Here is an 11,974-nt window from a genome sequence, read left to right as displayed (position 1 = left end):
ATGAAACGGACAATGCTCTATTTTTCTCTGCTGGCTGTCAGCTGTAGCGTCAGCGCCGCAAAATACCCTGTTCTGACAGAAAGTTCGCCAGAGAAAGCAGGGTTTAACGTCGAACGGCTTAATCAGATGGATCGCTGGATAAGCCAGCAAGTTGATGCCGGTTATCCCAGCGTTAACCTGCTGATCATTAAAGATAATCAGATTGTGTATCGCAAAGCCTGGGGCGCGGCGAAAAAGTACGATGGCAGCGTGTTAATGAAGCAGCCAGTAAAAGCAACCACCGAGACGCTGTATGACCTGGCCTCAAACACAAAAATGTACGCCACTAACTTCGCCCTACAAAAGCTAATGAGCGAAGGCAAACTACATCCTGACGATCTGATTGCGAAATATATTCCGGGATTTGCCGACAGTCCAAATGACACCATCAAAGGCAAAAACACGCTGCGGATTTCTGATCTGCTGCATCACAGCGGCGGTTTCCCGGCGGACCCGCAATACCCAAATAAAGCCGTCGCGGGCGCGTTATATTCCCAGGATAAAGGCCAGACGCTGGAAATGATCAAGCGCACGCCGCTGGAATATCAGCCCGGCAGCAAACATATCTACAGCGATGTCGATTATATGCTGCTTGGATTTATCGTCGAGTCAGTTACTGGTCAGCCGCTTGACCGCTATGTTGAAGAGTCGATTTATCGCCCCCTCGGCCTGACACATACGGTATTTAACCCACTGCTGAAAGGCTTTAAGACGCAGCAAATTGCCGCGACGGAACTGAACGGCAATACCCGCGACGGCGTGATCCACTTTCCGAATATCCGCACCTCCACTCTCTGGGGCCAGGTGCACGATGAAAAAGCGTTCTATTCGATGGGCGGCGTTTCCGGGCACGCAGGTTTGTTTTCCAATACCGGCGATATTGCGGTGTTAATGCAAACGATGCTGAACGGCGGCGGCTATGGCGATGTGCAGCTGTTCAGTGCGGAAACGGTGAAGATGTTCACCACCAGCTCTAAGGAAGATGCTACTTTTGGCCTCGGCTGGCGCGTGAATGGTAATGCCACCATGACGCCGACGTTTGGCACGCTGGCAAGCCCGCAAACCTACGGTCACACTGGCTGGACCGGGACGGTGACCGTTATCGATCCGGTGAATCATATGGCGATTGTGATGTTAAGCAACAAGCCACATTCGCCCGTTGCCGATCCACAAAAGAATCCCAATATGTTCGAAAGCGGTCAGCTACCGATTGCAACTTATGGTTGGGTGGTTGATCAGGTGTATGCGGCGTTAAAGTAGTAATAAAAAGGCCAGTCAGTTGTGATACTGGCTGGCCTTTAATCATCGAATCAGAAACGATTACAACGCCATCAACTTGTCCAGCGACGGCGCGAAGTAATAGCCGCCAGTGACCGGTTTGGTGAAACGCAACATCGCATCACGTTTGCCATCGGTATCGCCAAACATGCTCAGCAGTTGCTGCTCAATGTTATGCAGACGCGCGCAGTAGGCACAGAAATACAGACCGTGAGTGCCACTGGCGGTGCCGTACGGCAGGCTCTGACGAACAATCTTCAGCCCTTTGCCATCTTCTTTCAGATCAACGCGGGTCAGGTGAGAGGTTTCCGGACGCTCATCGCCGTCAATCTCTTCGTTATCTTCTTTGGTGCGCCCGATCATCATCTCCTGATCGTGAACGCTCATACGGTTGAGTTGCTTCAGGTTGTGCTCCCAACGCTGCACAAATACATAGCTGCCGCCTGCATCCACGCCGTCTTTGATAACCGCCACTTCGCGACGCGTCTCTTCACCCGCCGGGTTTTCAGTACCGTCAACAAAGCCGCTCAGATCACGCTCTTCAACCCAACGAAAGCCGTGGATCTCTTCTTTCACTTCAATGCAGTCACCAAAGGCTTCCATTGCCGCCTGAGCGACAGAGAAGTTTACGTCATGACGCAGAGAAAGAATGTGGATCAACACATCGAACTGGGTCGTCGGCGCAAGGCCTTTACCGTAGCCCGGAAAATCTTTCAGCTCTTCGGCCCCAACGCCGCCGCTCAGAGTACGCCAGGTGTTGTTACCAAAGGCAACTACCGCACCAAGATGCGCGTCCGGGAATTTCGCTTCAAAAGTTGCCAGTTTGTCGGCAAATGTTTTACTGGCCGCACGCAGGGCGTCAACTTCCCCTTTAACGTTGGCTTCGATCCAAATCGCCGCGCGGCAATGTTCTGGCAAAATGCCACTCTGAACCTGAGACATTGTTCCTCCTGAAAATAAGAATGCCACGCAATCCGTGGCATTGTTGGGCGCTATTTTACGTGTTTTTTTGCGGCGGCGGTTTGTTCAGACGCAAATTAACGCCGCCAGATAATTTTACTGACTTTCCAGTTTTTCAGGGTATCGTCCGAAGGCATTAACCCTTCCGGACCACTCCATTCCCCGCTGAACTGGTAGCTAATATGTTGACTGCCTTCGGCTTTACATTCGACAGCACGATTATCATCACCGTCGGCTTTTTGGCAATTGCCAAATGCTTTGCTGTAAAGTTCGCTAAACGGTGTACCGATTTTAACACCGGTGTCAGCAGGAATATCGCTATCCAGCACATCTATGCGGCTGATCGTGCCCTGATCGCCGTTAATTACCATCGCCACGTTGTCGCCTTTCATCACTTCAAAAAAGCGCACTACATTGCCGTTCGCGGTTTTCATTCCGCTGCGCAGGCGATAATCACCATCAAGCGCATCGGCAATAGCTTGTTCTTGCAGTGGTGTGGACGCCGTTAATTCACCCACGCCCTGCTCGCTCACTTTGGTGGACGACCCAAACCAGTTCCACGGATTAGCGGCAGACCAGTTAACTGACGACATCGTTGAACAGCCGGTCAGCATCAACGGCATAGCGCATAACATTAAACGCAGCGATTTCATGTCACTTCCTTTGGTTATTCAATAACGTTGCTTGGAGTGCAAATTCACCAAAAAGTGCCGTTATTCTTTTTCTTCATTAAAACAAGCGCGTAAACGTCGATTGGTCAGCAGCCAGATTAACGCCACAATATCCGCCACTACCAGCGCCAGACCGATACCGCTAACGGATTCACCGTTCAGCCACAGCCACGGTTGCCAGCAAAGTAAAACCACCTGCGCCAACAGCAACAGAAAATAGAGTACATACCAGATGCGAGGAAACGTAGCCCGCCGACCGCTCAACAAAAACGCCAGCACCGCAGGAATGCCAGGAATTAACCCCAGCCAGAAATTATCGTGATCGGGATAAAACAGATTCAACAGCGCAGTACCCTGCTCCCGCGACGCACCGGCAATGACAAACAGCACCCAGGTTCGCGCCTGAAGCAATAGCACAAGCCAGAAGAGAAAAGGTAAACGCAGGCGTCCGTGCGCATCATAATGGGCAGGATGAAACTCAGTACTCTTCATCTTCAATCAAACGCTTGCCCAGACTCAGCACGTCGGCGTGTTCATATCCAAGGCGTTCATACATTCCGAGCACCATGTCGTTATCTTCCGGCACGTTGATCTGAATTTTCGGGCAGCCACGAGCAATCAGCTTTTTCTCCAGCCGATTAAGCAACGCGTTAGCAATGCCACGCCCACGAAACTCTGGATGCACACCAAGATAATAAGCAGACCCGCGATGCCCGTCATAACCGCCCATCACCGTTCCGACCACTTCACCGTTTACCTCAGCGACCAGAAACAAACTGACGTCATGGTTCATCTTACGCTCGATGTCCATTTCCGGATCGTTCCACGGACGCAGCAAGTCGCAACGCTCCCAAAGGGTGATGACCTCTTCGAAATCTTCCTGGCGAAATACGCGTATCTCCATGGTATTCGTTACCTTTTTGCGGGTTAAAAGGCTGATTATGGCGTGAACGGTCGAATTAGCCAATATCTGACGAAAATCGGTTGAAAAAGTGGCATAATGGGGAGTTGTCAACTATTGAAATGAAAAGTAAAACAATTCTCAACAGCAAACGGTCGTAACGGATTACGCGATACGATATAACATCTGGAACTTTATTATTACAACTCAGGCCGTATGAGCACTTTTAAACCACTAAAAACACTCACTTCGCGCCGCCAGGTGCTGAAAGCCGGATTGGCTGCCCTGACGTTGTCAGGAATGTCGCAAGCCATCGCCAAAGAAGAACCTTTAAAAACCAGTAACGGACACAGTAAGCCGAAAGCCAAAAAAAGCGGCGGCAAACGTGTCGTTGTTCTCGATCCAGGCCACGGCGGAATTGATACCGGAGCGATTGGTCGCAATGGATCGAAAGAAAAACATGTGGTGCTGGCGATTGCCAAAAACGTCCGTTCCATTTTGCGTAATCATGGCATTGATGCGCGTTTAACGCGTTCTGGCGATACGTTTATCCCGCTGTACGATCGCGTTGAAATCGCCCATAAACATGGCGCAGATCTGTTTATGTCAATTCATGCCGATGGCTTTACCAACCCGAAAGCTGCCGGTGCTTCGGTATTTGCTCTCTCTAACCGTGGGGCAAGTAGCGCAATGGCGAAATACCTGTCTGAACGCGAAAACCGCGCCGATGAAGTTGCCGGTAAAAAGGCGACTGACAAGGATCACCTATTGCAGCAAGTGCTGTTTGATCTGGTGCAAACCGATACTATTAAAAACAGCCTGACGCTCGGCTCGCATATTCTGAAGAAGATTAAGCCGGTGCATAAACTGCACAGCCGCAACACCGAACAAGCCGCGTTTGTGGTGTTGAAATCGCCGTCGGTTCCTTCGGTGCTGGTGGAAACCTCATTTATCACCAACCCGGAAGAAGAGCGGCTGTTAGGCACGGCGGCATTTCGCCAGAAAATCGCCACAGCGATTGCCGAAGGCGTGATCAGTTATTTTCACTGGTTTGACAACCAGAAAGCACACTCGAGAAAGCGGTAAGTGATGAAACCCGACGCACACCAGGTTAAACAGTTCCTGCTCAACCTTCAGGATACAATTTGTCAGCAGCTGAGCGCCGTCGATGGCGCAGAGTTTGTCGAAGATAGCTGGCAGCGCGAAGCTGGCGGCGGCGGACGTAGCCGGGTGTTGCGTAATGGTGGTGTTTTCGAACAGGCGGGCGTCAACTTTTCACATGTCCACGGTGAGGCGATGCCTGCTTCCGCCACTGCTCATCGCCCGGAATTTGCCGGACGCAGTTTCGAAGCGATGGGCGTTTCGCTGGTAGTGCATCCGCATAACCCGTACGTTCCCACCAGCCACGCGAATGTGCGCTTTTTTATTGCCGAAAAACCGGGTGCCGAACCCGTCTGGTGGTTTGGCGGCGGCTTCGACTTAACCCCTTTCTATGGCTTTGAAGACGATGCTATTCACTGGCACCGCACCGCCCGTGACCTGTGCCTGCCATTTGGCGAAGACGTTTATCCGCGTTACAAAAAGTGGTGCGACGAATACTTCTACCTCAAACATCGTAACGAACAACGCGGCATTGGCGGCCTATTCTTTGATGACCTGAACACGCCAGACTTTGACCACTGTTTTGCCTTTATGCAGGCGGTAGGCAAAGGCTACACCGACGCTTATTTACCGATTGTTGAACGACGCAAAGCGATGGAATACGGCGAGCGCGAGCGCAATTTCCAGCTCTACCGTCGCGGTCGCTATGTCGAGTTCAACCTGGTCTGGGATCGCGGAACGCTGTTTGGCCTGCAAACTGGCGGGCGCACCGAGTCTATCCTGATGTCAATGCCGCCACTGGTACGCTGGGAGTATGATTATCAGCCAGAAGCAGGCAGCCCGGAAGCGGTGTTAAGTGAGTTTATTAAGGTCAGGGATTGGATTTAATATCATGAAAATAAAAGAAAAATAACCCTATGTTTGTGGCTTGAAATTAATTCTGTTTAATTTGTGTGCCATAGTGACACCCTAATATCTAATAATAATCTCTTTCGACTTAATATCCTCAGGCAAGGAGCGCCTCTATGACTCACCGTATTCCCTGTAAAAGCCCCGCTTGTACATCAACCATTCTGCCACAAACCGCAGCGCGTACTGACGGATACTGCATGCCCTGCGAGCAGGCCCAACAGCAGCGTGAGCACGACGAATATATCAAGAAAAACAAAAAGATCGTGAATGCGTTTGCTGGGTTAAGCGATCCGGTTGCCATGCTGAAGTTAATTCACCAACCGCGGAAATTCGATGCGTTAATCGACTGGACTCCCTGCCCCGTTCCCACCGATGCCCTGTATCAACAGTTGACCGCCGATCAAGCGCAGCTGATGGCTGATTACGCCACAGAACGCTTTGCATCTGGTGAATATAAACTCGCTCAGGAGATTTGTCTTTGTCTGGCGGCGTTTACCCAGGCAAATCTGGATGCATATTTACGAGAGTGGATCTCTTATGATGATTTAGACACTTATTCTCCTCTGCCTTTCCACCGCGCCCCAGCGGATGTTCGCGATACGCTGTTAGAACGGGTTGAGGATGATGCAGAAAACAGAAATTGTATTCTGCAATGTCTGGCATGGATTGGGGATGACGTTGTTGTTGAACGTTTTGCCTACTGGCGCAATAACCCGCCGCTGTGGCGCAGCTCCCTTTACATCGCGCCTGAAGAATATGCGCATGAGGCCGGTTGGGAGTTAACCGCTGAAGATCAAAGGCGTAATCTCTATTTTCCTCAATGTTTTCATCTGGAGATGAAAAGCACCGGGTCTTGCGAAGCTTTGCGTGTTGTTGATGAACGCAACGATACCTGTCCAAATTGCGCATTGCCACTAACAAATCTTTTCGACGTTGACCTGAAGGCAACGGGTCTAAGCGATAACGGCAGTTTTCGCGTCGTGACTTGCGAATGTTGCACCGCCTACAGCACCATTTTCGGCTACATGGACTCAAAGGGTAACGCTCATTTGTCTGCAAAAAATATCCCGCCTGCCTGGCTGCCGGATGATGTATCGGAATGGCGTCGACTCCCTGTAAACAGCATGAGACAGGGAAACCTTAGGTCACCGTTATTTGCCGCAGACCCATTTTTACCTGTCTCTTTCTCGCAACTTGGCGGGCATCCAACCTGGATTCAGGACGCGGAATATCCTCTCTGTCCGCAATGTTCCCACACAATGATGTTTCTTGCGCAACTGGATTATGCCGATATTGAACAATATGGCGAAGGGATAATTTACGCGTTTATCTGCCCGGATTGCCGGACAACGGCAACGTCTTATCAGCAGTCTTAACTGCAATAATAGTGAAAGATATGTCTTTTTAAATCTGGAAATGAAGCAAAATAACTAAAATGATAATCACAACCAACACAACAATATGCATTGCAGAACAACAAATCAGAATACTTGAGCTCTTCCGTGAATACTGGGGCATACAGCAAATAAATGAAGTCATTACCAACTCAGAACTTTGTGTAAATAGCAAAAATCACAGGTGTAACATTTCCTGGACAGATAATTACATAAATATCAATTATCAATGCAACCGGGAAATGCATCCACAAGAACGGGATAAATTTTTGACAGCATTCAGTGCAGCTCTTAGTCAACCTGTTCCCGATTATTACACTGACGCATACGAAAAAAGCCATCGTATTTTTCTGCGTAAAAAACATCGCCGTAGTGATGGACGTATTGGTTGTTCTATCTATCCTTACAAGGAGGAACCTAACGGTGGATGGGATTACAATGTTGCTAGTCTTTTTATTTATGAGTGCGATTTTGAAATACTATCCCCGGCTATTAAGTCACTATACCCTTTAGCCAATGGTGAAACATTTTTTGATTACACAAGCTGGAATGAATTTACCTCAGATGAATGCGTAAAGATAATTGAACAATGGTTAGCTAAGGCACAAACAAATACCGAATATGCAGAATTCATTAAGTATGTTATTGAGTGGATGAAACCGCTCTTAAACAAATATCAGAATATCATGATCGAAGGTAATTTATAAGTTCAATCCAGACTAAGCTGATGCATTACTGACATTACTTATAGTTTTTTTCATCACCTTTTCGGCCCCAGGAATCCCAACTTCTTTGGCGATCTTGTTGAAAACGTTCCGCCTCTTCTACAGATAATTCTGCATTTTCGGAACACTGCATGTGATCCCAACCGCGATAGTTTTTAATGACTGGTACATTTTTGGGCAGATTAACATCATTATTCTGACTGTGATAATCATAATAATACATAAAAAAACTATGCATCGGAATTTGACTGAGATAAAACCCATCCTTATCATCAATAAATAGCTGGCCCTCATGAAAAATCAATCGCGTATCACTGGTCGCGGGTTCAACCGATAAGTTGATATCTTTCCAGGTCGTGCCATAATCGGATGACATTTGCACTTCATGGTATTCATAAATCAGTTGTCCATTTTATCTTTTTTATGTGGATCGCCCCCCAGAGGTACAAAAATATACTTTTCAGAATCATGAATAAACTTTATATTTTCAGGAAGTGGACTGTCATATGAGGGAGTGATTGCAGAACGTGAACCAATGGATTCCGGAACCCATTGGTTGTGACGCGTATCGCCAACACGGGAAAATATATTTTTTTGTGTATCAGTATACCAGTATTGACCTGAACAATAATCAACACCGTCGTAATGCCGCTTTTCACCTGTTAAGATGATATAACGGTGATCGTCAAAACGGTAGACAATCTGGAGAGGTAGTGCATCCGAAGACATATACTTCGCCGGAGGCACTATACTATTACCCCCGTAGACAGCATAGCTAAAAAATAGCATTGAGAACGCCAATACGCTTTTTTTCATTTTGCCCCCTTCACTACAACTTCCGCCTCAGACTCTGCCAATAACTCCGGGAAAGGTATCTGACCAAGATAATGTTTGGCATTAATTCTGTTCGCTTCGATTCTTGCGGGCTTGAGCATTTCCGCTGAGAATTTCTTTTCTATTCCCGATATATACTCTATTGCCTCTGGCAAACCTAATTTTGCTGCATGATAAAACCAGGCAATGGCAATATCGTTATTTTGTGTAATACCATGACCACTGAGATATTGTGAACCGATAAAGTAGCAAGCCCTACTTGCTTTCTCTCGACCTGCCCCGTTCAGCGACTTCATAAACCAGGAAAAAGAATGAGTATAATTCTTTTCAACCCCCTGCCCACGATAATACATTACCCCAACCATGTAGCGTGCGGCGGCTATTCCCCAGGAATTTTCCCGCCCGGAAGCTTTCATAAACCAGTTAAAAGCTTCTTTATAATTTTTTGTCACCCCATCACCTGAATAATAACGGCGTCCAAGACGATACTGCGCTCCCGCCATACCATTCTCTGCAGCTTTACGAAACCAGTACAGCGCTTTTTTATCATCTTTAGGCGTTACACCATCCCCTTTTAGATATATCCATGCAAGATCGTATTGATCCGATGATTTACCTTGCTGCGCACGCAACTGCAGGCAAACAAAATCGGATTTACTGTTACAGGGAGTGAGTCGAGCCCACGAGCAGGAAGAGAAGGCAATGGTCGTGACGATAACGACTAATCGAGGGGAGATATTCCATAACCATAGCGTTGCTAATAGTCGAATGTCCATCCTGGACCTCCTGATTATCGTCACTCTCTTTGAGAGAAATACGAATTATAGTATTTGCATGGCTTTTCTCGTTACACAAATATGGCGAAAAGCGATACCAGTCGTTTTCACTCCAGTTCCTGCATCCGCTGATGCAGCGTCAGTGAAGGCTTTTCTGCAAACAATTGCTGATAATCCGTGGCAAACTGCCCAAGATGCCAGAATCCCCACTGCATGGCGGCGTCTTTTACCGTCATACTTTGCGACCACGGGCTAATCAGTTCACGGCGCACGGCGTTCAGGCGAATGCGTTTCAGCCACGCATTCGGGCCAATGCCCAAAATAGCGTGAAATGCGTTTTGCAAGGTGCGGCGACTGACGTGCAGTTGATTACACAAGTCCAGCACCGTCACTGGTTCGGACATGTTTTCCAGCACATATTCACGGGCCCGGGAAAGCAATCGGCGGTAACTCTGATGACTTATACTTTCCGCCGTCATCATTGGCTGCGCTTCTTCCAGCATCGCCCCCATCGCCATTAGCAAATTATCTCCCAGCACTTTTCGCACTGCAGGCTGATGGAGATTTTCCGGGTTCTCGCAAAATGTCGCCAGAGCCTGTTGGACAAAACCCCACAGCGCGACCTTATGCTGCTCTTTCACTTCCAGCGCCGACTGGTAACGTAACATATGCAGCACCCTTTCCGGGTTATGCAAAAAGTTAGCCTGCCGGGTGATGACATCTTCAGAAAGCACCACGCCAAGGATCGTGTAATCGTCCGGCGTACTTAATTCAAACTCGGTTCCTCCAGGGCGCGTCGCTATTTCTGCGCTTCCCAGACATTGCGAACCGATAAATCCCTGCTCACCGCGTGTCGCCGGAATGCCAAACCAGAACGAGTTCGGCCAGACCAGGCACGACTGACGCAGCGCCAGACCGGTGTATTCACGAAAAACCTGAATATCATCGAGTAGAATTTCCGTAAATTCACCATGAAACTTGCCCGGATGCAGCTGATCGTAAATCTGCTGCCAGGCGGTAATCGTCAAAGCATGTTCATAGACATCCGTTGTTTGCCGTTGATGAACATTATCCACTTCGACCTTCGGCGTGAGCTTCAGGTTTTCGGGTAAGGGTTCATGATAAAGATGGTGCAAATTGGCTGTACGGGTCTTTTTCATGATGTTAATGCCGGGTGTTGTAGGACACCCGGCACCTCCGACAGGTTAATGGGGCTTGAGACGATAACGACTACTGCGTTTACGTAACGTCCCGGCAGAAAAGAGCTGTTCGAGCGCATTTCTGGCTTTTTCCAGCGGCCAGCCAAAGTGGGCAGCCACTTCTCCTGCCGTCATTCCCTGACGTACTGATGTTAACAGCGCCAACAACTCGTCAGCAGATTCCGCGACGATAACTGGCGCGTCGGGTTCCTTTACGGGTTGCTTCGGCTGGCGGTTAAAGCCAGTAACCAGCCACTGGGTGTCATCGTCTGGCCGACCGATCTCCTTACGGCTGATGACACGCCCGGTACGCATCGCGGCAGCACAACCTGCGTCCAGCGCCGCACGACACGCCGCCAGATCGCCTTCCACCACCAGCGTTAGGCGACCAGGGTCAAGCACTTCGTGACTGAGCAGACGAACGTTAGCTGCTTTGAGCATGGCATCAGCTGCATCTATCGCGGCGACCATGCCGTCCACTTCCAGCAATCCCAGTGCATTGATCATCGGCAACCTCCGTTACGCACGCTGGATTGGATTACGCGCGATTTCCAGCACTGCATCGGTAAAGGCGTTACAGGCTGCTTTACACGCGGCCTGGCTACCGGTTAAAAATGCTGCCGAGTAGTTGGTTTCAGACGGTGGCGGTACATAGGTCACCAGTTGCACGTCGGCAGATTTCAACGCTGCATCAATGCCGTAAGTCGCTTCCAGCGGCGGTGCCACCAGATACGCCAGCGGATCGCCAAGCGTGATCCCGGCGGTTGATGAGAGATAAGAGCCGGTACGCGAAACGACATGCGCCAGGAAGGCTGTGTTTTCTGCATCATTAGCCCACTGGAAAGCAGCGCCATTTTCAATATGCGCAACCATCGCATCCAGACCGGCACGCACTTCCGCCGGGTTTGGCCCCCCGAGCATAATCAGCACTTCACCGGCAGTCGGTGACGGCCCGTGTGCAGCTCCCGCATACAGCGAGCGACCATACACGACTTCAACCATCGCCTGCTTGGTCGCTTCGTCAGCCGCAATGTAGGTGACGTCATCGGAATCAGCAGAAATCAGCCCGAGGCTACGAATATGCGGCGGCAATTTCAGTTCACGCGCAAATTCGGCGTTAACAGAGGCAATCACCCGCATGGCGGTTACCGACGGTCGAATCAAATCTAAAGCTGGCATGATGC

Annotated in this window: 15 protein-coding genes; 5 read left to right on the top strand and 10 right to left on the bottom strand. The window is 49.3% G+C overall.

Annotated features, from left to right (window positions below):
• Nucleotides 1-1,299 carry a penicillin binding protein PBP4B gene (pbp4b, locus tag AACU19_RS00830; protein WP_105277951.1) on the top strand — a complete coding sequence of 433 codons (1,299 nt, stop codon included), beginning with the start codon at nt 1-3 and terminating at the stop codon, nt 1,297-1,299.
• Between the two features lie 60 nt (nt 1,300-1,359).
• On the opposite strand, the gene yfeX is transcribed toward pbp4b, so the two are convergent.
• From yfeX to AACU19_RS00810, 4 genes are all read right to left on the bottom strand, one after another.
• Nucleotides 1,360-2,259 (bottom strand): porphyrinogen peroxidase, encoded by a 900-nt coding sequence (gene yfeX / locus AACU19_RS00825; protein WP_001353051.1) that lies wholly within the window; start codon nt 2,257-2,259, stop codon nt 1,360-1,362.
• 95 nt (nt 2,260-2,354) lie between these two features.
• On the bottom strand, nt 2,355-2,930 hold the full coding sequence (locus AACU19_RS00820; RefSeq protein ID WP_105277950.1) for an RpoE-regulated lipoprotein: 576 nt from the start codon (nt 2,928-2,930) through the stop codon (nt 2,355-2,357).
• 60 nt (nt 2,931-2,990) lie between these two features.
• Nucleotides 2,991-3,440, bottom strand: a complete 450-nt coding sequence (locus AACU19_RS00815; RefSeq protein ID WP_105277949.1) for a DUF2919 domain-containing protein — start codon at nt 3,438-3,440, stop codon at nt 2,991-2,993.
• Nucleotides 3,427-3,852 carry a GNAT family acetyltransferase gene (locus AACU19_RS00810; RefSeq protein WP_000406000.1) on the bottom strand — a complete coding sequence of 142 codons (426 nt, stop codon included), beginning with the start codon at nt 3,850-3,852 and terminating at the stop codon, nt 3,427-3,429. Before AACU19_RS00810 ends, AACU19_RS00815 begins: the two co-directional genes overlap by 14 nt.
• Nucleotides 3,853-4,065: 213 nt before the next feature.
• On the opposite strand from AACU19_RS00810, the gene amiA reads away from it, so the two are divergent.
• The 4 genes from amiA (at nt 4,066) to AACU19_RS00790 (ending at nt 7,963) form a co-directional block, all read left to right on the top strand.
• Nucleotides 4,066-4,935 carry an N-acetylmuramoyl-L-alanine amidase AmiA gene (gene amiA / locus AACU19_RS00805; protein WP_000102907.1) on the top strand — a complete coding sequence of 290 codons (870 nt, stop codon included), beginning with the start codon at nt 4,066-4,068 and terminating at the stop codon, nt 4,933-4,935.
• A 3-nt stretch (nt 4,936-4,938) separates the two neighbouring features.
• Nucleotides 4,939-5,838, top strand: a complete 900-nt coding sequence (gene hemF / locus AACU19_RS00800) for an oxygen-dependent coproporphyrinogen oxidase (RefSeq protein ID WP_105278031.1) — start codon at nt 4,939-4,941, stop codon at nt 5,836-5,838.
• Nucleotides 5,839-5,975: 137 nt separating this feature from the next.
• On the top strand, nt 5,976-7,238 hold the full coding sequence (locus AACU19_RS00795; RefSeq protein ID WP_105277948.1) for a DUF1963 domain-containing protein: 1,263 nt from the start codon (nt 5,976-5,978) through the stop codon (nt 7,236-7,238).
• A gap of 59 nt (nt 7,239-7,297) precedes the next feature.
• Nucleotides 7,298-7,963, top strand: coding sequence for a hypothetical protein (locus tag AACU19_RS00790; RefSeq protein WP_105277947.1), 666 nt, complete (start codon nt 7,298-7,300; stop codon nt 7,961-7,963).
• Nucleotides 7,964-7,997: 34 nt separating this feature from the next.
• On the opposite strand, the gene AACU19_RS00785 is transcribed toward AACU19_RS00790, so the two are convergent.
• The 6 genes from AACU19_RS00785 to eutL all read right to left on the bottom strand — a co-directional run bounded on the left by AACU19_RS00785 (nt 7,998) and on the right by eutL (nt 11,969).
• Nucleotides 7,998-8,357, bottom strand: coding sequence for a hypothetical protein (locus AACU19_RS00785; protein WP_241957760.1), 360 nt, complete (start codon nt 8,355-8,357; stop codon nt 7,998-8,000).
• A gap of 23 nt (nt 8,358-8,380) precedes the next feature.
• Nucleotides 8,381-8,797, bottom strand: a complete 417-nt coding sequence (locus AACU19_RS00780; RefSeq protein WP_241957759.1) for a T6SS immunity protein Tli3 family protein — start codon at nt 8,795-8,797, stop codon at nt 8,381-8,383.
• Nucleotides 8,794-9,591 (bottom strand): tetratricopeptide repeat protein, encoded by a 798-nt coding sequence (locus AACU19_RS00775; RefSeq protein ID WP_105277946.1) that lies wholly within the window; start codon nt 9,589-9,591, stop codon nt 8,794-8,796. Before AACU19_RS00775 ends, AACU19_RS00780 begins: the two co-directional genes overlap by 4 nt.
• A gap of 107 nt (nt 9,592-9,698) precedes the next feature.
• A complete protein-coding gene (gene eutR / locus AACU19_RS00770; protein ID WP_105277945.1) occupies nt 9,699-10,751 on the bottom strand; it encodes an HTH-type transcriptional regulator EutR in 1,053 nt (350 codons plus the stop codon).
• A 45-nt stretch (nt 10,752-10,796) separates the two neighbouring features.
• Nucleotides 10,797-11,297, bottom strand: coding sequence for an ethanolamine utilization microcompartment protein EutK (gene eutK / locus AACU19_RS00765; protein ID WP_001295463.1), 501 nt, complete (start codon nt 11,295-11,297; stop codon nt 10,797-10,799).
• Between the two features lie 12 nt (nt 11,298-11,309).
• Nucleotides 11,310-11,969 (bottom strand): ethanolamine utilization microcompartment protein EutL, encoded by a 660-nt coding sequence (gene eutL, locus AACU19_RS00760; protein ID WP_001111034.1) that lies wholly within the window; start codon nt 11,967-11,969, stop codon nt 11,310-11,312.
• Nucleotides 11,970-11,974: the final 5 nt, after the last annotated feature.

Origin of the sequence: Escherichia sp. MOD1-EC4550, from assembly GCF_963876935.1 — a bacterium.
Classification (GTDB): domain Bacteria; phylum Pseudomonadota; class Gammaproteobacteria; order Enterobacterales; family Enterobacteriaceae; genus Escherichia; species Escherichia coli_F.
The sequence above is the reverse complement of the archived record's forward strand: the minus strand, read 5'-3'. Positions and strand labels throughout refer to the sequence as shown.

What these genes read in the sequence shown, in the direction of transcription:
- yfeX (WP_001353051.1), bottom strand. Translation starts at nt 2,259, where the DNA reads ATGTCTCAGGTTCAGAGTGGCATTTTGCCAGAACATTGCCGCGCGGCG.
- AACU19_RS00810 (WP_000406000.1), bottom strand. Translation starts at nt 3,852, where the DNA reads ATGGAGATACGCGTATTTCGCCAGGAAGATTTCGAAGAGGTCATCACC.
- AACU19_RS00790 (WP_105277947.1), top strand. Translation starts at nt 7,298, where the DNA reads ATGATAATCACAACCAACACAACAATATGCATTGCAGAACAACAAATC.
- eutL (WP_001111034.1), bottom strand. Translation starts at nt 11,969, where the DNA reads ATGCCAGCTTTAGATTTGATTCGACCGTCGGTAACCGCCATGCGGGTG.
- eutR (WP_105277945.1), bottom strand. Translation starts at nt 10,751, where the DNA reads ATGAAAAAGACCCGTACAGCCAATTTGCACCATCTTTATCATGAACCC.
- AACU19_RS00815 (WP_105277949.1), bottom strand. Translation starts at nt 3,440, where the DNA reads ATGAAGAGTACTGAGTTTCATCCTGCCCATTATGATGCGCACGGACGC.
- amiA (WP_000102907.1), top strand. Translation starts at nt 4,066, where the DNA reads ATGAGCACTTTTAAACCACTAAAAACACTCACTTCGCGCCGCCAGGTG.
- AACU19_RS00785 (WP_241957760.1), bottom strand. Translation starts at nt 8,357, where the DNA reads ATGTCATCCGATTATGGCACGACCTGGAAAGATATCAACTTATCGGTT.
- eutK (WP_001295463.1), bottom strand. Translation starts at nt 11,297, where the DNA reads ATGATCAATGCACTGGGATTGCTGGAAGTGGACGGCATGGTCGCCGCG.
- AACU19_RS00775 (WP_105277946.1), bottom strand. Translation starts at nt 9,591, where the DNA reads ATGGACATTCGACTATTAGCAACGCTATGGTTATGGAATATCTCCCCT.
- hemF (WP_105278031.1), top strand. Translation starts at nt 4,939, where the DNA reads ATGAAACCCGACGCACACCAGGTTAAACAGTTCCTGCTCAACCTTCAG.
- AACU19_RS00820 (WP_105277950.1), bottom strand. Translation starts at nt 2,930, where the DNA reads ATGAAATCGCTGCGTTTAATGTTATGCGCTATGCCGTTGATGCTGACC.
- pbp4b (WP_105277951.1), top strand. Translation starts at nt 1, where the DNA reads ATGAAACGGACAATGCTCTATTTTTCTCTGCTGGCTGTCAGCTGTAGC.
- AACU19_RS00780 (WP_241957759.1), bottom strand. Translation starts at nt 8,797, where the DNA reads ATGAAAAAAAGCGTATTGGCGTTCTCAATGCTATTTTTTAGCTATGCT.
- AACU19_RS00795 (WP_105277948.1), top strand. Translation starts at nt 5,976, where the DNA reads ATGACTCACCGTATTCCCTGTAAAAGCCCCGCTTGTACATCAACCATT.